Source organism: Streptomyces sp. GL_140 (genome assembly GCF_057834465.1).
Genome location: NZ_CM174404.1, coordinates 75764 through 95096, shown reverse-complemented (window position 1 = coordinate 95096; position 19333 = coordinate 75764). Strand labels below are relative to the sequence as shown.

Annotated in this window: 20 protein-coding genes and 1 pseudogene; 16 read left to right on the top strand and 5 right to left on the bottom strand. The window is 68.8% G+C overall.

Annotated features, from left to right (window positions below):
• Position 1: 1 nt before the first annotated feature.
• Both AC3IYJ_RS00520 and AC3IYJ_RS00515 read left to right on the top strand, forming a co-directional pair.
• The gene (locus AC3IYJ_RS00520) at positions 2-787 is read left to right on the top strand and encodes an HpcH/HpaI aldolase family protein (RefSeq protein WP_489399368.1); all 786 of its coding nucleotides are present in this window, start codon (positions 2-4) and stop codon (positions 785-787) included.
• Between the two features lie 179 nt (positions 788-966).
• Positions 967-1152, top strand: coding sequence for a hypothetical protein (locus tag AC3IYJ_RS00515; protein ID WP_489399367.1), 186 nt, complete (start codon positions 967-969; stop codon positions 1150-1152).
• A 16-nt stretch (positions 1153-1168) separates the two neighbouring features.
• Here AC3IYJ_RS00515 and AC3IYJ_RS00510 read toward each other — a convergent pair whose 3' ends face one another.
• Positions 1169-1702, bottom strand: coding sequence for a hypothetical protein (locus AC3IYJ_RS00510; RefSeq protein ID WP_489399366.1), 534 nt, complete (start codon positions 1700-1702; stop codon positions 1169-1171).
• Between the two features lie 1099 nt (positions 1703-2801).
• On the opposite strand from AC3IYJ_RS00510, the gene AC3IYJ_RS00505 reads away from it, so the two are divergent.
• The 9 genes from AC3IYJ_RS00505 to AC3IYJ_RS00465 all read left to right on the top strand — a co-directional run bounded on the left by AC3IYJ_RS00505 (position 2802) and on the right by AC3IYJ_RS00465 (position 10160).
• On the top strand, positions 2802-3179 hold the full coding sequence (locus AC3IYJ_RS00505; protein WP_489399365.1) for a hypothetical protein: 378 nt from the start codon (positions 2802-2804) through the stop codon (positions 3177-3179).
• A gap of 369 nt (positions 3180-3548) precedes the next feature.
• Positions 3549-4262, top strand: a complete 714-nt coding sequence (locus AC3IYJ_RS00500) for a transposase (protein ID WP_489399364.1) — start codon at positions 3549-3551, stop codon at positions 4260-4262.
• A 240-nt stretch (positions 4263-4502) separates the two neighbouring features.
• Positions 4503-4826: a rhodanese-like domain-containing protein gene (locus tag AC3IYJ_RS00495; protein ID WP_489399363.1), complete on the top strand. Its 324-nt coding sequence runs from the start codon at positions 4503-4505 to the stop codon at positions 4824-4826.
• Between the two features lie 109 nt (positions 4827-4935).
• Positions 4936-6342: an MBL fold metallo-hydrolase gene (locus tag AC3IYJ_RS00490; protein ID WP_489399362.1), complete on the top strand. Its 1407-nt coding sequence runs from the start codon at positions 4936-4938 to the stop codon at positions 6340-6342.
• A 97-nt stretch (positions 6343-6439) separates the two neighbouring features.
• Complete coding sequence (locus AC3IYJ_RS00485; RefSeq protein WP_489399361.1) at positions 6440-7024, top strand: rhodanese-like domain-containing protein; 585 nt, start codon at positions 6440-6442, stop codon at positions 7022-7024.
• Positions 7021-7935 (top strand): sulfite exporter TauE/SafE family protein, encoded by a 915-nt coding sequence (locus AC3IYJ_RS00480; RefSeq protein ID WP_489399360.1) that lies wholly within the window; start codon positions 7021-7023, stop codon positions 7933-7935. The genes AC3IYJ_RS00485 and AC3IYJ_RS00480 overlap by 4 nt, the downstream gene beginning before the upstream one ends.
• 54 nt (positions 7936-7989) lie before the next feature.
• Positions 7990-8253 carry a metal-sensitive transcriptional regulator gene (locus tag AC3IYJ_RS00475; RefSeq protein WP_489399359.1) on the top strand — a complete coding sequence of 88 codons (264 nt, stop codon included), beginning with the start codon at positions 7990-7992 and terminating at the stop codon, positions 8251-8253.
• A gap of 183 nt (positions 8254-8436) precedes the next feature.
• The gene (locus AC3IYJ_RS00470; RefSeq protein WP_489399358.1) at positions 8437-8895 is read left to right on the top strand and encodes a rhodanese-like domain-containing protein; all 459 of its coding nucleotides are present in this window, start codon (positions 8437-8439) and stop codon (positions 8893-8895) included.
• On the top strand, positions 8892-10160 hold the full coding sequence (locus tag AC3IYJ_RS00465) for an MFS transporter (protein ID WP_489399357.1): 1269 nt from the start codon (positions 8892-8894) through the stop codon (positions 10158-10160). The genes AC3IYJ_RS00470 and AC3IYJ_RS00465 overlap by 4 nt, the downstream gene beginning before the upstream one ends.
• Positions 10161-10329: 169 nt before the next feature.
• Here the strand turns inward: AC3IYJ_RS00465 and AC3IYJ_RS00460 are convergent, their stop codons facing one another.
• The 3 genes from AC3IYJ_RS00460 to AC3IYJ_RS00450 form a co-directional block, all read right to left on the bottom strand.
• Entirely contained in the window at positions 10330-11247 is a 918-nt protein-coding gene (locus tag AC3IYJ_RS00460; RefSeq protein ID WP_489399356.1) for a hypothetical protein, read from the bottom strand.
• Positions 11248-11571: 324 nt separating this feature from the next.
• Positions 11572-11991 carry a lipocalin/fatty-acid binding family protein gene (locus AC3IYJ_RS00455; RefSeq protein WP_489399355.1) on the bottom strand — a complete coding sequence of 140 codons (420 nt, stop codon included), beginning with the start codon at positions 11989-11991 and terminating at the stop codon, positions 11572-11574.
• A gap of 443 nt (positions 11992-12434) precedes the next feature.
• Positions 12435-13649 carry an IS110 family RNA-guided transposase gene (locus tag AC3IYJ_RS00450; RefSeq protein WP_489399208.1) on the bottom strand — a complete coding sequence of 405 codons (1215 nt, stop codon included), beginning with the start codon at positions 13647-13649 and terminating at the stop codon, positions 12435-12437.
• 245 nt (positions 13650-13894) lie between these two features.
• Here AC3IYJ_RS00450 and AC3IYJ_RS00445 point away from each other — a divergent pair.
• The 5 genes and pseudogenes from AC3IYJ_RS00445 to AC3IYJ_RS00425 all read left to right on the top strand — a co-directional run.
• Positions 13895-14086 (top strand): annotated as a pseudogene (locus tag AC3IYJ_RS00445) (IS5/IS1182 family transposase); the annotation flags it as partial.
• A gap of 60 nt (positions 14087-14146) precedes the next feature.
• Positions 14147-14446, top strand: a complete 300-nt coding sequence (locus tag AC3IYJ_RS00440; RefSeq protein WP_489396335.1) for a transposase — start codon at positions 14147-14149, stop codon at positions 14444-14446.
• A complete protein-coding gene (locus AC3IYJ_RS00435; protein WP_489396336.1) occupies positions 14443-15330 on the top strand; it encodes an IS3 family transposase in 888 nt (295 codons plus the stop codon). The genes AC3IYJ_RS00440 and AC3IYJ_RS00435 overlap by 4 nt, the downstream gene beginning before the upstream one ends.
• Before the next feature lie 32 nt (positions 15331-15362).
• Positions 15363-15728, top strand: coding sequence for a transposase family protein (locus tag AC3IYJ_RS00430; RefSeq protein ID WP_489402643.1), 366 nt, complete (start codon positions 15363-15365; stop codon positions 15726-15728).
• Between the two features lie 341 nt (positions 15729-16069).
• Positions 16070-17284 (top strand): IS110 family RNA-guided transposase, encoded by a 1215-nt coding sequence (locus AC3IYJ_RS00425; protein ID WP_489399208.1) that lies wholly within the window; start codon positions 16070-16072, stop codon positions 17282-17284.
• 235 nt (positions 17285-17519) lie between these two features.
• Here AC3IYJ_RS00425 and AC3IYJ_RS00420 read toward each other — a convergent pair whose 3' ends face one another.
• Positions 17520-19163: a hypothetical protein gene (locus AC3IYJ_RS00420; protein ID WP_489399354.1), complete on the bottom strand. Its 1644-nt coding sequence runs from the start codon at positions 19161-19163 to the stop codon at positions 17520-17522.
• Positions 19164-19333: the final 170 nt, after the last annotated feature.

The window sequence follows — 19333 nt, the reverse complement described above, 5'->3', positions numbered from 1 at the left end:
GGTGCTGCGACCCAACCTCGTCAAGGCGAAGCTCTCGGCGGGGAAGGAGGCCGACGGGCTCTTCTGCTCTATCCCGGAGCCCGCTCTGGTCGAGATGATCGGCTGCGCAGGATACGACTTTGCGATCCTGGACACCGAGCATCTCCTCGTGAACCCACAGCAGTTGGAGAACCTGATCCGGGCCGCCGAGGCAACTGGCCTCACCCCCTTCGTGCGCGTGCCGGAGGCCAATTCTGGGGCGGTGCTGCGGGCACTCGACGCCGGCGCGATGGGCATCGTCGTCCCGCACGTCCGCAGCCGGGCCGACATCGACGCAGCCGTCCGGGGCGCCCGCTACGCACCGGAAGGTATGCGCTCCCTGAACGGCGGGCGCGGGCCCGGCTTCGGCCGGATCGACCCGGTCACGTACATGAAGCAGGCGAACGCCGAAGTCATGGTTGTGGCGCTCATCGAGGACGCCGAAGGGGTGGCGGCGATCGACAGCATCCTGGCCGGCGGCGGCATCGACATGGTCCTGCCCGGCCCCGCCGACCTGTCGCAGTCCTACGGCGTTCCTTGGCAGCTGCGCCACCCGCTCGTCCGCGACGCCGTGCACGCAGTGCACGCCGCCTGCCACCGCCACGGCGTGCCGTTCTGCGCCATGGCCACCACCCGGGAACGCCGTGCACAGTGGCGCGCCCTCGGTGTCACTACGTTCGTCCTGGGTGAGGAACGGGATCTGGCTGCACGCGCGTTGCGAGGCCATCTGGAGGGGCATCGCGGTACTCCTGAGGCTGAAGCGAACTGACAGGGCCTCCCGCACGGCCAGGGCGACGGCGGCGACCGCCCTCCCGCCCCAACCCCGCCCGTTTTTCATCCCCTCATCACCGCCGACCTCGGCCACCGCCTCATGACCCGGCCCCGGCACGGCGCCTGGTGGTTGCCCCAGGTAGCAGTAACCGGTGCTGCTGCCTGCGGGGTGAGCAGGTGGATCAGCTGTGCGAGGAGTTCGTTTGTCCGTCGCTGCTCGGCGACCACCTGCCGCTGCTCTGCGATGAGCGCCTCGAGCCGATCGTTGGTTTCACCTTGGGCATTCTTGGCCTGCTGCAGTACGGCTTGGTCGAGCATTCCCATCGCGTTTGCCTCCTGAGTGCGGCTGTCGGAGCGGGCTGAGGGCGCTGCCGGGGGCCTATCCGAGCTTGATGGCGGCCTTCTCGTAGTCGGCTGCTTGTGCGGGGGTGAGGTAGTGGCTGACGCGGATGAGGTGGTTGCCGTGGACGTAGCCGTATTCGGCGAGGGCGGGGATGCTGCTGGTGACGGCTTGGAGGTGGTCGTGGCGGGTTTTGGCGTCGGCGGGGGTTGCGAAGGTTTCGATGCTGCCGCCGAGTTCGATGTCGTCGGGCTTGTTGCCTTCGGTGTTTGCGGCGGGGATCCGGCTGTCCGTGAACGTGATCTTCGAGGTGTATTGGTGGGGCCGGCCGAGGAGGTGGTTGCCGTCGTTTTCGGCGGTGACGGTGGTGCCGAGTTTGGCGGTGGGGATGGCGGCGGAGATGGTGGTGAAGGCACTGCCGGCGTCGGCTGCGGCCTTCGGCGCTGGTGCGGCGGCCTTGCTGCTTGAGGCTGTCCCGCCGGGGGCGGCTTTGGGGGTGCTGGTGGCGGCGCTGCAGCCTGCAAGCAGGATGACGGTGGCGGCGGCTGCGGTGGTGGTGACGGCTCCGTTCATTGGTGTCCCTAGCTTGTGGCGAAGGGGCCATCTGACCGGCTCGAGGGGGTGGGTGTGCCCGATGTTGCTGTTTCGTGACGGATGTTCTGGTTCATTCCGGTGCGAGGGCGTGTGCCGGGCGGGTGAGGCTGCCTGCGCGGAGGGCTGGATGGTGGCGCACCGTGCGTTTTCGACCACGGGAGGACTTCTGAGCTCGGGCAGCATTACGCCCCGCCAGCCCGTGGAGGGTTGGCGGGGAGGTTGCTGGCCGGTCACGCGAGTTCGGCGACTGTCTCACGGGTTACCGGCCGGGGGTGAAAGTGCGACTACTCGGAACGTTCCTGGGGCTTCCCGTTTCCGAGGATCTTCGCCTTGTTTAGAGCGATGGCATAGATTCCCCCGAGGAGGAATGTTGCCAGGTATTGCGCCCGGGTGATGTTGTCAAGTGCCCTGTTCGCCGCGATGAGTACTCCGGCCCAAAGGAGAGTGAATGCTACCTTGGCTATTTAGGTTGCCACCTTAGGCGAGGGATGCGAGGCAGCCGGTGGCGTCGGCAACGAGAATTCTGGCCGCAAGTCCTTGAGAATGTCCTTGCCGATGAAGGGGCTGGCGATTAGGGCTGCGCGTCGGGGGCCTGAATCGGCGTTTGCTGCACCGGCGCCGCTGGTCAGGATCACGGTTCCCATGAGAGCAGCTGAGAGCGCACCTGAGATGAGAGTCTTCATTTGGGTTTTCCCGGTTCAACAGTCTACTTGGAGCGGCTCTGGTCAGGCGCCGCCCGTTCTTGATCGCTTACGAGGTTACTTGTCAGATTTGTCCAGAGGAACACAGTTGAGCAAGTTTTGAGGTTGATCGACGTTTCCATTCCTGCACCGGCAAGAGATCGAGGAATTCGGCCAACTCGGGCAGACATTCAGCCACTGAATGGGCGACGGAATTGTGAAACGCTAAACAAAGTGTTGGATGCCATCGACGGCCCGCTCGGGCCACGGCCGTGGCCCGAGCGGCGAAGGGCCTCATCCGACCCGCCAACGCAGCCGACTGCCCGGCCGTCTCGCAACGGGTGGGGTCAGTTCTGTCCGTTACAGGGGCGCGCGGGGGTTGCTCGCACGCCCCCGTGGTGGGAAGTCGGGGTAAGCGGCTGCTGCTCCTGGAGCAGGTACGCAGCTACCTGTGGCCCACGGTGACGAAACTGACGCCGCTCACCAGCCCCGTCGTGGGAGGCGAGGGGCTCACGTCGGCTGGTTCCTGGGAACTCGGGCAGGGCCTGACCTCGGCAACAGGACAGCGCGTTTCCGGACTTGCCGGAAGGCTCCAGTGCCCGGGGACCGGAGACTGTGAACAGTGCCTCAAGCAGCACGGCTTCAGCGACTTCTGGGCCGAGTCCCCCCGGACCCCCCTGTGGCCGCTGCAGTGGATGGAGGCGGGCGTGTGCCTGGCGGCCGCCACGGTCCTGCTGGTCCTGTGCACCTGGTGGATCCATCGCCGCCTCACCTGAGAGGGGGCACGGCCGGACAGCTGCGCCGGTGACGGGCGGTCGTTGCCCGGCGGCCAGCGGGACCCGACAGCGCAACTCGGCCGTGGGCGGGGTCGGGCGCGCATACCAGTGGTTCGAGCCGGTGCATGACCTGCTGTCCTGGGGGCTGCCCACGGGCATTGAGGAGCGGCCTTTCCTGGGAGTGGACGAGGTGAATGCCTTCCTGCAGATGCTGGTCCCGCTAGGCAGTGTCTGATGGCCCTTGCCCGGGATGGTGGATCCTCGCTGTTCCGGGCATGAGTCGGTCATGGTGCGTCGGCATGAACTGACGAGTGCTCAGTGGGATCGCATAGCCGGGCTGCTGCCGGAGACCGGTAGTCCGGGTGGCCGGTGGGCCGACCACCGGACCGTGGTCAACGGTGTCCTTACTGGACGCGGACCGGTATTCCTTGGCGTGACCTGCCCGAACGCTACGGATCCTGTCGGACCGCCTACGAACGCCATCGTCGCTGGTCGGCCGACGGCACTTGGTCGAAGATCCTGCGGGCGTTGCAGGCTGACTCAACCGTTCCGGACGCGGACGGTTCATGGGCGGTCAACGTCGGCTCCACCACCTGCCGGGCCACCAGCCGGCCGGGGCCCGGCACTCCGCACCTGCCGACCGTCCTGAAAAAGGGGCGGGACCCGTGTGGGTGCAGATGGCCGCGAGGCCCTTGGACGCTCCCGGGGCGGACTGACCAGCAAGATCCATCTCCTGGCGGACGACTGCTGCCGCCCTCTGGTCTGGCTGACTTCGCCCGGCCAGCGCGGGGACAGCCCGATGTTCATCCCGCTCAGGCAGGCCCTGAACGTGGCCCGCACCGGGCCGGGCGACCCTGCAGCCGACTGGACCGGGCCCGCGGCGACAAGGCGTACTCCAGTCGTGCCAACCGCGTCTACCTGCGCAATCAAACTGAGCGACCCACCCGTTGCAACGCCGAGAACGCCAGCAGCCTCTTGCGGCTCGCGTGCCAGTCCCCGGAGACAGGGTGTCGGCCCCCATGGCGGGCCGACAGCTTGTCGGTGGACGAGACCGAACTGGCTCAGGTGTCCGTACGTTCCTAGGCAGGCACCCCACATCACGACGGCCCGGCCCCGGTCGCCGAGCGTCCCACGGTCTTGATCTGCCAGGAGGGGCGTATCCGCAGTTCAGTATACCCCGGTGGGTATCTCGGGTGAGGCATCTGAGATGCACACAGCGCTGCGACCCAGGATACCCTGGGGGGTATTTGACTTTTCCGTGGTGTCGACTTATGGTCGAGGACGTATATACCCATGGGGGTATCGAAAGCAAGGGATACCTCGATGCGTGAAGTAGGTCTGGACGTCTTCGCGGCCGAGCTCGCTCACGGTGCGTCCGTCATCGATGTCCGCGAGTCCGACGAGTACACGGCGGGCCACGTGCCGGGAGCGCTCAGCACTCCGCTGTCGGCGCTCGGAGCTGTCTTCGGTGAGCTGCCCGGCGACCGGCCCGTGTACGTGATCTGTGCGAGCGGCAACCGGAGCGCCTGGGCGGCTGAGCAGCTCACGGCTGTCGGTGTGGACGCCGTCTCCGTTGCGGGTGGCACCGCGGGCTGGGCCCGCACCGGGCGTCCGCTCGTGCGCGGTGCCGCCGCTCACGCCGCCTGAAACCCCAGATCCACCGGGCCCGGACCCGTCACGCCGGGCGTGCAACCGCCCCCTGCTCCACCGCTCTCGCACCCGGCTCGTGGTGCGCGTTCCTCATGAAGGGATTGCCGTGTTCTTCACCCAGTACTACCTCGACTGCCTCTCCCAGGCGTCGTACATGATCGCCGACGAGACCACCGGTCAGGCCGTGGTCGTAGACCCGCGCCGGGACGTCTCCGAGTACCTGGCCGATGCCTCCGCGCACGGGTTCACGGTGGTCGGCGTGATCAACACGCACTTCCACGCGGACTTCGTCGCCGGCCACCTGGAGATGGCGGACGAGACCGGTGCCTGGATCGGCTACGGCCGGCGGGCCGAGACCGAGTACCCGATCCGCCTGCTCGCCGAGGGTGAGCGGATCTCTCTCGGCGACGTCACCCTGGAGATCCTGGAGACGCCCGGGCACACCCCGGAGTCGATCAGCGTCCTTGTGTACGAGCGCGCCGAGGACCCCGTCCCGTACGGCGTGCTGACCGGCGACGCGCTGTTCATCGGCGACGTTGGCCGCCCCGACCTGCTCGCCTCCGTCGGCGTCACCGCCGAGGAACTGGGTGTGATGCTGCACGACAGCGTCCAGAACAAGCTGATGGGTCTGGCCGACGAGGTGCGGGTCTTCCCCGCGCACGGCGCCGGATCGGCCTGCGGCAAGAACCTCTCGACGGAGAAGCAGTCGACCATCGGCGAGCAGCGCGCCACAAACTACGCCTGCGCCCCGATGAGCCGCGAGGAGTTCGTCGCGCTCGTCACTGCCGGGCAGTCGGCCGCGCCCGGCTACTTCGCCTACGACGCCGAGCTCAACCGCAAGGACCGCGCCCGGTACGACGCCTCGGCGGCCCCTCGGCCGCTGTCGCAAGCCGAGTTCGCCGAGCTGCGGGCCGCCGGCGCGGTCGTCGTCGACACCCGCGACCCGCAGGAGTTCGCCGCCGGGCACCTGCGCGGGGCGGTGAACGTGCCCGCCGACGGGCGGTTCGCCGAGCAGGCGGGCACGGTGCTCGATCCGGCCGACGAGCTGGTCGTCGTGGCGCCGCAGAACCGGGAGGAGGAAATCGTCACCCGGCTCGCCCGGATCGGCTTCGACCGGGTCGTGGGCTACCTGCGCAACCCCGAGGACACCCTGGAGGCGTGGGCCGACGAGGTCGCCCCGGCGAGCCGGGTGACCGCCGCGCATCTGCGTGCCGCCCTCGCAGGGGACAACCCTCCCGCCGTGGTGGACGTCCGCACCTGCGGCGAACGCGAGGCCAACGGCCTCATCGACTCCGCCCTGCACATCCCCCTGAGCGAACTGCCCGCACGCAGCGGCGAGCTGCCCACCGACCAGCCGCTCGTCCTGCACTGCGCCGGCGGCCACCGCTCCTCCATCGCGGCGAGCCTGCTGCGCCACCGTGGCTTCACCGACGTCTCCGACATCCTCGGCGGGTACGCCGCCTGGGCCCTGTCTGCGGATTCGGCCGGCGCGGCCGAGCCCGCCAACGGCTGACGGTAGCGGCCCCCACCCCCTGGCCCCGTCGACCGCCGGGACCCCTGCGCCCACAAATACCCCTGTGGGTATATAGGTTCGACCGAAAAGGACCCTCATGAGCACCACCCCCTCACCCTTTCCCTCCCTCACCCCCGCCGTGCTGGCACAGCTCGTCCAGGAGGGGAGGGCGCCGCGGCTGCTCGACGTGCGCACGCCCGGTGAGTTCCGTACGACGCACATCCCGGGCTCGTACAACGTGCCCCTGGACACCTTGCGCGAGCACCGGGCCGAGCTGCTGACCCACCTCGACGAGGACGTCGTGCTCGTCTGCCGTTCCGGGGCCCGTGCCGCCCAGGCCGAGAAGGCCCTGGCCGAGGCCGGCCTGCCGAACCTCCGCGTCCTGGACGGCGGCATCGTCGCCTGGGAGGCGGCGGGCGCGCCGGTCAACCGGGGTCCCGAGCGGTGGGACATGGAGCGTCAGGTACGGCTCGTCGCCGGCTCGATCGTCCTGGCCACCGGCCTCGTCGGTGTGTTCGTGCCGGGTGCGCACCTGATCGGCACCGCCGTCGGTGCCGGCTTGACCTACGCGGCGCTCAGCAACTCCTGCATGATGGGCGTCCTGCTGTCCAAGCTGCCCTACAACCGCGGCCCGCGCCCCGACATCCGCACGGTGATCACTGAGCTGCGGAGCACACCGTGACCGCCCTGATCGTCGCCGCGTCCCTGCTCGTCGGCGTCAGCCTGGGCATCCTCGGGGGCGGCGGCTCGATCCTGACCGTCCCGATCCTGGTCTACCTGGCCGGGCAGGACACCAAGGAGGCGATCGCCACCTCGCTCTTCGTGGTCGGTGTCACCAGCCTGTCCGCGCTGGTCCCGCACGCACGCGCCCACCGGGTGCGCTGGCGGACCGGTCTGCTCTTCGGCGCCTTCAGCATGGGCGGGGCCTACGGGGGCGGGCGGCTCGCCGAGTACATTCCCGGCACGGTTCTGCTCGTCGCCTTCGCGCTGATGATGCTGGCCACGGCCGCCGCGATGCTCCGCAAGTCCCGCAGCGGCCGGAAGGAGACCCGGCCCGCACACAGTGATCTGCCCCTGAAACACATTGCGGTCGAGGGCCTCGTCGTCGGCGCGGTGACGGGCCTGGTCGGCTCCGGCGGCGGATTCCTCGTCGTTCCCGCCCTCGCGATACTCGGCGGGCTCCCGATGGGCATCGCGGTCGGCACCTCGCTCCTCGTCATCGCGATGAAGTCCTTCGCCGGACTCGCCGGGCACCTCTCCGGCGTCGAGATCGACTGGCGTCTCGCGCTGACCGTGACGGCCGCCGCGGTGGTCGGCAGCCTGGTCGGAGGCCGGCTCGCGGGCCGGATTCCCCAGGACGCGCTGCGCAGGGCGTTCGGCTGGTTCGTCGTCGTCATGGGCGTCTTCGTGCTCGCACAGCAGCTCGACACCGCCGTGTGGACCCACCCGGTCGCCTGGGCGGGACTCGGGACCGCCCTGACCGCCACGGTCGCCGCCCGGCTGCGGCGGGCCTCGCGGTCAATGAACCCGCTCACAGTCCGTCCGCTCAAAGGCGTTCCAATCCGGCGGAGGGGTGCGCGGAACACACGGTAAAGTTCTGACTCATACCCCATAGGGTATTCTTGTCGGGGGGCGAAGGAGGATCTCGTGCAGGTGGACGAAGAATCGGTACGGCCTGTCCTGAACCGTCTACGACGGGCCCAGGGGCAGCTGGCAGCCGTGATCGCGATGGTCGAGGCAGGCCGCGACTGCAAGGATGTCGTGACCCAGCTCGCCGCCGTCTCACGGGCCCTGGACCGGGCCGGTTTCAAGATCGTGGCAAGCGGGATGCGGCAGTGCCTGGCCGAGGGATCCGACGCCCCTCCCATGACAGAGGAGGAGCTGGAGAAACTCTTCCTCGCCCTCGCCTGACTCTTCTCCGTCCGGTCGGCACTGCCCAGTACTGACCGGACGGTGCAGTTCCGGTGCGGCGGCCTTGCGTCCGCCGCACGGCAGACCCCGGGAAGGAACGACTCGGCTCGCGGACTTCGCCGCCGGCCACATCCCGGGGGCGACCTCCATCCCGCTCCGCGCCGAGTTCGCCACCTGGCCGGGGTGGCTGCGGCCCGACGGCATCCCACCCGGCTTCGTCACCCGCCCGGCCAGGACCGGAATGACCCGACCTGGCAGGCCCTGAAGACCGGGTACGAGCGGCCGACGGGACATCTCGACGGCGGCATGCCCGCCTGGACCGCCGGTGGCGGAGCGCAGGAACACGTCGAGCTGCTCACCGCCGACAAGATCACCACGCCCGCCGTCCTCGACATCCGCCAGCGGAGCGAACACATCCCGGGGCACATGCCCGGCGCCGTTCACATCGAACTCGGCGAACTCGCCACCCGCTTTGACGACGCCCCGAAGGGCGCCGTCGTCGCCTGCGGCCACAACGAACGTGCCATGACCGCCGCCAGCATCCTCCAGCGGGCAGGCCACACGAATCTCGCCGTCCTCGACGGCGGTCCCACCGACTCGCCCCCGTCCACTGGATGCCCGTTGAAGAAGGCAGGCGCGTGACCACCACACGAACCACCCCGGGCACCGGCGCGATACAGCTCGGGCTGCGCGCCAACCTGGCCCAGTTCACCCTGCTCGTCGCGGTCAACGCGCTGGTCGGCGGCATGCTCGGCCAGGAACGCACCGTCCTGCCGTTGCTCGCCGACGACGTCTTCCGTCTCTCCGCCTACACCTCCGCCCTCACCTACATCGTGGCGTTCGGGGCGACGAAGGCCGTCACCAACTTCTTCGCCGGCACCTGGTCGGACCGCTTCGGCCGCAAGCCGGTCCTGATCGCCGGATGGCTGATTGCCCTCCCCGTCCCGGCGATGCTCGCCTGGGGCCCCACCTGGGGCTGGATCATCGCCGCCAACATCCTCCTCGGCATCAACCAGGGCATGACCTGGTCCACCACCGTCATCATGAAGATCGACCTGGTCGGCCCCGAACGACGCGGCCTGGCCATGGGCTTCAACGAAGCCGCCGGCTACGTCGCCGTCGCGGCGACCGCCATGGCCACCGGCGCCATCGCCGACCACGCCGGACTCCGCCCCCAGCCGTTCCTCCTGGGCGCCACCTACGTGATCCTGGCCCTGGGCCTGTCCACGCTCGCCGTACGCGAGACCCGCGACCAAGCCCGCCTCGAAGCCGCCCGCCACACCGCCCGGACGGGCCGTGCCGACGACGGTGAACTGACCACCGGGCAGGTCGCACGGCTCACCAGCCTGAAGGACAGAGCCCTGTCCGCCGCCAGCCAGGCCGGAATGGTCAACAACCTCAACGACGCCCTCGCCTGGGGCATTTTCCCCCTCCTCTTCGCCGCCCATGGCCTGTCCATCGCCCAGATCGGCATCCTCGCCGCCCTCTACCCCGCCGTCTGGGGCGCCGGCCAGATGCTGACGGGCTGGTGGTCCGACCACATCGGGCGAAAACACCTCATCACCGCAGGCATGCTGCTCCAGGCCACCGCCATCGCTCTCGTCGCAGCCGGCACCACGTTCAGCGTCTGGGCCACTGCCCAAGTCCTCCTCGGCATCGGCACCGCGCTCGTGTACCCCACCCTCCTCGCCGTCATCGGCGACGTAGCCCACCCCGCCTGGCGCGCCCGCGCCGTCGGCGTCTACCGCCTGTGGCGCGACGGGGGCTTCGCCGTCGGAGCCCTCCTCGCGGGGATCCTTGCCGACGCCTACGGCCTGACCATCGCCATCTGGGCCATCGCCGCTCTCACCGCCGCCTCCGGCCTGGTGGTAGCGGTACGAATGTACGAGACGCGCCCCCACAACTGACCAGCGAGAGGCCCAGCGATCGACCGAGGGCTGCCGACCGCCTTGGCCAGGAAGGCGAGACCATGCGTTTACCGCGACGTTCCCCTTGGGCAGCACACTCGCCGGACCGGTCCGGCAGTAGGACGGGGCTCGGTGGGTACTGCTCCTCCGTGTTGATGGTGGCGTGGGTCTATGTTGCAGGCCGGTCGGCGGCGGACAGGCGGCTGAGGATCCTGAGCGCGGCAACGGTGTGCACGGCGACCAGGTCGTCCTCCGCTTCCTCCAGGGACTTCTGGGAAGGGAGGGACCCGAACGCGACGAGTCGGTTGGGCCGTGCGACCCAGCCGAGCAAAGGGACGCCGCGGTCGCTCATGTCCTGCGCCACAGCTCTGTAGAAGGACGGTTCCGTCGCGGGCGCCTCGGCTTCGCCGTGGCAGACCAGACCATGGACCGCGACGTCGTGGCGGTCGCGCAGGACGGCGGCGCTCTGCTGCGGGGTGAGCCGGGGCTGGTGAACAACCTGCCTGGAGCCGGCTTGGGCGATCCGGCGCTCGGTGCGGGGGAGATCGCCGACTCCCGCGATGGCAATGAAGTGGTCTGCCACGTCGTAGGGGTGCCACAGGTCGCTCAGGATGAAGTCCGGCAGCAGGACGATCAGGTCGAAGGCTTCACGGGCGTGGCCGACCGCATCGCGCAGGGGGGGTGAGTTCGCGGGCTGTCCTGGGCCGGCTTCAGCCGTGTACCAGGCCAGGTTCTGCACGGCCAGCCGTCCATGGCTTCCCTGGTGAGGAACAGGGGTCCAGAGGGGAACCGAGTACGGCCCGGGCGGTGAGGGGGGTTCGACGGACACCCACTTCCCCTTCACCCGCTCAAGCAACGGCATCCGCACGTCGTGTTCCCGATCGCGCAGGAGGAGAACGCGCCGGCCCAGCCGGGCCCAGGCCGCTGCAATGCCGCCGATGACGTAGACGGGGTCGTGCAGGTTGCGGGCAAGGAACTGGACCACCTGCCCGCCCGACGGGCACCCGCGGGTATGGCCGCGCAGAGCGGTTGTGTACTTGGCGCCCCAGCGGGCTCGCTGTTCAGCGGTGGACTGGGATTTCGGCATGACGTTCTCCCGCCGGCAGAGCCACGCTCTCCACCGGCACGACGACAGGCCGTTGTACGGAAGATGATGCGCGGGACTCGGAAGACTTTGACCAAGGTGCACACCTGGCAGCATGGGCCTGGGAGCGGGGGTGAACGGCGGTACGCGTCTGGCCGTGCGGACAACGTAGTGGACCGAGCCCGTCCCCGAGCCACGACGTGCCGGGTGGGGTTGCCGGCGGAGACCGGCTTCTTCGGCCGTGAGCGCCTCGCCGGGGCGCCGGATACGGACCTGGCGGGGTCGAGGGGCTGCCGTCGGCGGCCCGGGCCCGCCTGGCTGCAGCTGTCAGGTGCGGCGCTTGTGGCGTCGCTTGGCGACGGTGTTGTTGGGGCCGTAGAAGTGCATGTCGATGCCTTCTTCGTCGATGATGAAGACGGTGGTGCTCTCGAATCCGGCAGTGGCATTCTTCTGCTGCAGGATGATGCGGTTCCCGTCGCGGCGGGCTATCCCTTTGACCGGGGCGCCGTACGGGCTCTCGACGAACTCCTGGCCGAGGGTGAACTGCGACACGATGGTGCGGGCGGGGCCGGTGGTCTTGAACGTGTAGTGGTCGCCCTCCTGCATGACCATCAGGATCTGCTCGGGCGATGCCAGGTCCTTGCGGGCGTCGGGTGCGAGACCGATCGACTCGAGGTACTCCTCGTACCCTTCGCTGTCGGCCACTTCGTACGTGCCGGTGAAGTCGGCGAACGCTCCGAGTCCCATGCGGGCCCCCTCCGTCGTGATCATCATGGCTCCGGCGCCGTGGTCGGCGCCGCGTTCGTCATGATCCGGTTGTCGGCCGGGCGGGAACAGAAGGAATCGGGCCCAAGTGCGGCCGGGAGCGTACGGTTCGCCGTCATGTCGGTTGGCCCCGCCAGGACACCCCAGCCGAGCGCGCCTGCATCAACGCTCACAGCCCGGGCAGGTGGAGTGCCGCAGTTGGTACTCCTGGCCGTTCGGCCAAACGGCGTGGGGCCTGCCGTTGAACGAGGCCAGCGCGGCGTTGCTCCAGGACGTAGCGAGCTTGCCCCCCTTCTACGCGATGGACGGGAGTTCACCCCCGCCCAGCCAGCCGCACAAACGGCTTGACTCAGTGAGCTCTTTCAGCTTGGCCACCGATTCCCAATGGTGTTGTCAAGCGGCGGTGGTGACCCACTGTGGTCGGGTCATACCGCTGTCGCGCCCGCGCGGGCCGCAGCGGTCTCGAAGAGCTTGTGGTCGCGCAGGAGTGCCCAGAGCACGTTCAGGCGGCGCCGGGCGAGGGCCAGGACGGCTTGCTTGTGGGACTTTCCCTCCGCGCGTTTGCGTTGGTAGTACCGCTTAGATTCAGGGCAGCATACGGCGGCGACCTGGGCAGAGAGATAGAACATTCGCAGCAGTCGCCTGCTGTAGCGCCTGGGCCTGCGGAGGTTACCGCTGACCTTGCCCGAGTCACGGGGGACCGGGGCCAGGCCGGCCACGCCGGCGAGCCGGTCGGAGCTACCGAACACGGACAGGTCTCCACCGGTAGCGGCGATGAACTCGGCGCCCAGCGTCATGCCGATGCCGGGCATGCTGGTGATCACCTCTGCGTCGGGATGCTCCCGGAACCGGGCCTCGATCTGGGCTTCGAGCTCCGATATTTCCTCGTCGAGGGCCGTCACCGCCGCGGCCAGCGTGTGGACCATCCGCGCGCAGGTCCCTTCCCCGGGAACGACGGTGAACTGGGCCTCTCCGGCGGTCACCGCGGCCCCGGCCGTGCTCCTGGCAGCGGTGCTGGTGCGCACGCCGTGGTTCTTCAACCAGGTCGTGAGCCGCGACCGGCCGATCCTTCGCAGGGCTGCCGGGGTTTGGTAACCGGCCAGCAGAATCAGCGCGCTCTTGGAGGTGCTCAGATCGAAGGCACGCTCCAGGGCGGGGAAGTACTCCAGCAGCTGCGCGCGGAGGCGGTTGATCGCGCGAGTGCGGTCGGCCGCGAGGTCGATCCGGCGCGCGGTCAAAATCCGGAGGTCTACTGCGATCTCACCGAGCTCCTGCAGCGGCTGCAGGTCACGGCGCATGCGGGCGGTGTCGGCGATGATGAACGCGTCCTTCGCGTCCGTCTTCCCGCTGCCCCGGTAGGCCGCTGAGGCGTGGTGCACGGTCCGGCCGGGGATGTAGAGCACCTTCTGGCCGTGGTTGACCAGCAGCGCGATCCACAAGGAGGCCCCGCCGGCGTTCAGGTCGACGGCCCAGGTGACCGGGCCGCCGTCGGCTATCCCCAATACGTCACCGAGGAGTTCGAGTAGTTCAGCCTCGCTGTTCGGCACACGCCGCGACAGCAGCGTCGTCCCGTTGGCGTCGATGACCGTGCAGTGGTGCTCGGCCTTCCCCGCGTCCGTCCCGGCCCACAATTCCGGCACCGATCCTCCTCCAACGTGGTGTTGTGTCCCAGCAGACGACTTCGCCGACGCATCCATACGAGCGATTCAGTTCGCGTATCCCAATTAGCGGCCGAGTCGTCGCGGGGTGCCGGGCGGCCAATCAGTGGAAGCCACATCATCGGCTATCGGGTGACAGCCATACCCAGCACCCCTGGGTGCTCCGATCCTACGAATGACCGGAACGGCCCACGACGAACGGTATGGATCGGGTGATGCCCGTGGAGGTCGTCGCCCTCCTCGCACGCTGGGCACCCGGACTGACGGCCGCCCTGCGGGGCAGGCCGGACACGGTGAAGCCGGCATACGTCCTGGTCGACGGCACCCTCGCCGAATGCGACCGGGTCGGTGACGGACGTGCCGACTACTCCGGAAAACACCGCCGGCACGGAGTGAACCTGCAGGTCGTCATTGAACCTTCCCCTTGATCGTGGACACCTGGAGACTGGGACCCGAGGTTCCAGAGGAAGTAGCACCAGGTGGGAAGCAAGTACACGAAGCGGTACACCGAGGAGTTCAAACGGGACGCGATCGCGCTCGTCGACTCCACGGGTAAGACGGTCACCGCCGTCGCCCGGGACCTGGGCATCAGCTCGGAGTCCCTGCGCGGCTGGTACCGCCAGGCCAAGACGGACCGGGGCGAGGGACGGCCCGGTGAGCTCACCATGGCCGAGAGGGAGGAGCTCAAGCGGCTGCGCAAGCTCGCCGCCGAGCAGGCCAAGACCATCGAGGTACTGCGAAAAGCCGCGGTCTTCTTCGCGAAGGAGAGCGATCGGTGAACGACACGTACGCGTTCATCGAGGCGGAGAAGACCACCCACGGCGTCGCTTTCCTCTGCAGGCTGCTGAAGGTGGCCCGCTCCTCTTTCTACGCCTGGCTCGCCGCGGCGAAGTCCCGGGCCTCCCGCCTGGCAGCCGACGAGGCCCTGGTGCACGAGATCGCCGTCATCCACGTCGCCTCCCGCCAGACCTACGGTGTCCCGCGCATCCACGCCGAACTGCGGCGGCTGGGACGGTGCGTGAACCGCAAGCGCATCGCCCGTCTGATGCGCGAGCACGGCATCCAGGGCGCCCACCGTCGCAAGAGACGATCGCTGACCCGGCCTGACAGGAAGGCGAAGCCGGCACCGGACCTGATCAGCCGCGACTTCCACGCCGAGATCCCCGGCGCGAAGCTGGTCGGCGACATCACCGCCCTGCCCACCGGCGAGGGCTGGCTCTACCTCGCCTGCTGGCTGGACCTGGCCACCCGCGAGGTCGTCGGCTACTCCATGGCCGACCACCACCGCGCCACCCTCGTCGTCGACGCGTTGAAGATGGCTGCCGGCCGCGGCCGCCTCAGGCCCGGCTGCATAGTGCATTCGGACCGCGGTAGCGAATACACCAGCAACCAATTCCGGTGTGAAATAGCCGAGTTGGGCCTCCGCCAGAGCTGCGGACGCACCGGATCCTGCTTCGATAACGCCGCCGCGGAGAGCTTCTGGGCCCTACTCAAAGAAGAGATCGGCACTCGCGTCTGGCCCGACCGGGCCACCGCCCGTGCCGAGGTCTTCGACTTCATCGAGACCTTCTATAACCGCCGCCGGCTCCGCAAGCACAAGGTCTTCGGCTACCTCACCCCAGCCGAGACCCGACAGCGGCAACAGCACACCCTCGCCGCGTAACGAACGAGTGTCCGAGATCACGGGGAAACTTCATCATCGATCCAACGGGGAAGATCCTATGGATCTCACGAGCCCTGTCGGGCCGGACCCACGACCTCACGGCCGCGCGCCGGCACCGCATCATCGCCACCTGCATCCGCCTGGGAACAGCGGTTCTGGCCGACCTCGGCTACGTCGGGGCCGGTGGAACGTTCGCGGTTCCCCGCCGACGGCGGCCCGGCCAGTACCTCGCCGTCGGCCAACGCTCGCTCAACCGGGCCCACGCCAGACTCCGCTACCCCGTCGAACGCGGCATCGCACGACTGAAGACCTGGAAGATCTTCCGCCGGGCCCGCTGCAGCCCCAACTGGCTCACACACGCAGCCAGAGCCGTCCTCACCCTGGAGAGCTACCGCTGAAAATCCTCAGTCATTGAAACTCCCCGGCAGACGAGATGAGGTGTGAGATACCTCCCTCAACTGCCGAGGAGCCCCGTTTGTTCTGCCCGAACCCACGACCACGGGCATCACCCGATCCATACCGTTCGTCGTGGGCCGTTCCGGTCATTCGTAGGATCGGAGCACCCAGGGGTGCTGGGTATGGCTGTCACCCGATAGCCGATGATGTGGCTTCCACTGATTGGCCGCCCGGCACCCCGCGACGACTCGGCCGCTAATTGGGATACGCGAACTGAATCGCTCGTATGGATGCGTCGGCGAAGTCGTCTGCTGGGACACAACACCACGTTGGAGGAGGATCGGTGCCGGAATTGTGGGCCGGGACGGACGCGGGGAAGGCCGAGCACCACTGCACGGTCATCGACGCCAACGGGACGACGCTGCTGTCGCGGCGTGTGCCGAACAGCGAGGCTGAACTACTCGAACTCCTCGGTGACGTATTGGGGATAGCCGACGGCGGCCCGGTCACCTGGGCCGTCGACCTGAACGCCGGCGGGGCCTCCTTGTGGATCGCGCTGCTGGTCAACCACGGCCAGAAGGTGCTCTACATCCCCGGCCGGACCGTGCACCACGCCTCAGCGGCCTACCGGGGCAGCGGGAAGACGGACGCGAAGGACGCGTTCATCATCGCCGACACCGCCCGCATGCGCCGTGACCTGCAGCCGCTGCAGGAGCTCGGTGAGATCGCAGTAGACCTCCGGATTTTGACCGCGCGCCGGATCGACCTCGCGGCCGACCGCACTCGCGCGATCAACCGCCTCCGCGCGCAGCTGCTGGAGTACTTCCCCGCCCTGGAGCGTGCCTTCGATCTGAGCACCTCCAAGAGCGCGCTGATTCTGCTGGCCGGTTACCAAACCCCGGCAGCCCTGCGAAGGATCGGCCGGTCGCGGCTCACGACCTGGTTGAAGAACCACGGCGTGCGCACCAGCACCGCTGCCAGGAGCACGGCCGGGGCCGCGGTGACCGCCGGAGAGGCCCAGTTCACCGTCGTTCCCGGGGAAGGGACCTGCGCGCGGATGGTCCACACGCTGGCCGCGGCGGTGACGGCCCTCGACGAGGAAATATCGGAGCTCGAAGCCCAGATCGAGGCCCGGTTCCGGGAGCATCCCGACGCAGAGGTGATCACCAGCATGCCCGGCATCGGCATGACGCTGGGCGCCGAGTTCATCGCCGCTACCGGTGGAGACCTGTCCGTGTTCGGTAGCTCCGACCGGCTCGCCGGCGTGGCCGGCCTGGCCCCGGTCCCCCGTGACTCGGGCAAGGTCAGCGGTAACCTCCGCAGGCCCAGGCGCTACAGCAGGCGACTGCTGCGAATGTTCTATCTCTCTGCCCAGGTCGCCGCCGTATGCTGCCCTGAATCTAAGCGGTACTACCAACGCAAACGCGCGGAGGGAAAGTCCCACAAGCAAGCCGTCCTGGCCCTCGCCCGGCGCCGCCTGAACGTGCTCTGGGCACTCCTGCGCGACCACAAGCTCTTCGAGACCGCTGCGGCCCGCGCGGGCGCGACAGCGGTATGACCCGACCACAGTGGGTCACCACCGCCGCTTGACAACACCATTGGGAATCAGTGGCCGCGTTGAAAATGCTCAATGGCTCGCCCCAGTGCCGTTACGACCGAACCTCACAGTTCCGGACTCCCGAACTCTGGGACGCCTGGCCAGCCGGGCACGGCAGCGATAGTCAGCCGCTCAGGCCCATTCCTGGCTTGGGCCCACCTGCATTCTGCACACCAGTTCATGGTGATACTCAGGTTCAACCCGACCAGGAAATACGGGCGGCACCGGTCCCCCCGAACCGGCCGGGGTAGCCGCCACCGGCGCCGCCCGGGCCACCTGCGCCGCTGCCGTCGCCCAGCTGGTTGTAGGCCAGGCGGGAATCGCTGTCCGAGCACGGCTTGTAGACCGCCCCCTCGGGATAAAGACTCGCGCCCTGACCGCCGCCGCCACCGCCGCCACCGCCGCCGCCGCCCCAGGGGCCGCTGCCGTTGGCGCCGGGGTTGCCGCCGGCACCGCCCTGGCCGCCGGAGACGCCGGGGACGCCGGTGGCTCCGGCGCCGCCGTTGCCACCGCCACCGCCGTTGCTGCCGTTGCTGCCGTTGCTGCCGGCGCCGCCGCCACCGCCGGCGCTGCCGGCGGTGGTCCCCCCGCCTCCGGTGCTGGGGCCGTTGGGGCCGCCACCAGTGCCGCCACCAGTGCCGCCACCGCCGGCGGCGCCGTTGCTGCCGGAGGTGCCGTTGCTGCCGGAGGAGGCGGCGTAGGAGCCGGCGTAGCCGCCGCCGTTGCCGCCGTTGCCGCCGTTGCCGCCGACGCCGCCGCCGGGGCCGGTGTAGCCGGCGTCGCCGCCGACGCCGCCGTCGCCTCCTGCTCCGGCGATGAGGTTGAAGGCGTTGCTGTAGAAGTAGGTGCAGTCGCCTCGGGCGCCGATGTGGACGCCGCTGGGGCCTGGTGATGCGGTGGTGGTCTGTTTGATGTAGGCGCCGGGGCCGCCGTGGCCGCCGGCGCCGCCGCTGGCGTCGCCGCCGCCGCCGTCGTCGGCGCCGCCGTTGCCACCGTTGCCACCGGGTCCCCAGAGTTCGAGGGTGATCTGTTTGGCGTTGCCGGGGATGGTGAATTTGGGGTCGCCCGGGTCGGTGCACAGGGCCCCGCCACTACCCGTGGCAGTGGCCGTGCTGGGAGTGACAGCACACCAGTTGTCGTTCTCGACGAAGTAGCCACTGTCCTGGTACACGCCGTCTGGCTTCGCGGCGGTGACGACGTTTGTGGTGGCGGCCCAGGCGATGCCGTTGGTGAAGTCGGCGGTAAGACCGCTCCACGCGGTGCTGATAGGGACGGGATACTGGCTTCTGTTCCACTGGTAATTGTCGTCGGCGACCGGTACGCATTGGGAGCCATTGAAGAACCAGATTTTGTGATCATTCGGGGAGTACAGGGCGGCATCGACCGAACCGAACGCAAACACCTTCCCGTTCCCATCACCGGAGTCGTAGCCGAAGACATCCGTGATGGAGCTGGTGAAGCCCTGGGTCTTCAGCCGGCTTCCCGTGGGGTTGCTGATGGAGAAGGTGATGCAGTTCCCGCCCTGGAAGAGGTAGACGGTGCTCGCATCACCCAGGCAGAGGGCGGCGTCGACGGGCTTGCCGGCGTCCAGGAGGTTGCCAGTGCCGCCGTCGCTGAACTGGTCATACCCCCCGGTCAGGTCATGCAGCGAGTACGTGTCGGCGGGCTGATCCCCCCGCCAGGGCTTCCCGGACGCCGGGTCCCACTCATAGCGGTCACACATGACCTGTTGGCTGTGGCCCGTTCCGTACAGGCAGTACAGACTCGGCAGCCAGCGCTCGCCGCCGACGAACGGGGTATCGACAAGATGGGCGGAGAAAGCCGCCAAATAAGCTTTCATGAGCAACACTCCTTTGGTAACCGGCCCCGCTTGACCAGCGCGTCCGTGACACCCCGGGAAGAGAGGCCAAGAGACGGGGGGACAGGCGTCTCCCTCCTATCCGGGTTGTAGTCATGCCCGGGCGGCTTCCCCTCGGCACATGGGGAAGCCGTGCACTTCTCCCCGACAGA

Coding starts and splice junctions, on each gene's coding strand:
- AC3IYJ_RS00495 (WP_489399363.1), top strand. CDS start 4,503: ATGCGTGAAGTAGGTCTGGACGTCTTCGCGGCCGAGCTCGCTCACGGT.
- AC3IYJ_RS00455 (WP_489399355.1), bottom strand. CDS start 11,991: ATGGGACTCGGAGCGTTCGCCGACTTCACCGGCACGTACGAAGTGGCC.
- AC3IYJ_RS00460 (WP_489399356.1), bottom strand. CDS start 11,247: ATGCCGAAATCCCAGTCCACCGCTGAACAGCGAGCCCGCTGGGGCGCC.
- AC3IYJ_RS00420 (WP_489399354.1), bottom strand. CDS start 19,163: ATGAAAGCTTATTTGGCGGCTTTCTCCGCCCATCTTGTCGATACCCCG.
- AC3IYJ_RS00485 (WP_489399361.1), top strand. CDS start 6,440: ATGAGCACCACCCCCTCACCCTTTCCCTCCCTCACCCCCGCCGTGCTG.
- AC3IYJ_RS00510 (WP_489399366.1), bottom strand. CDS start 1,702: ATGAACGGAGCCGTCACCACCACCGCAGCCGCCGCCACCGTCATCCTG.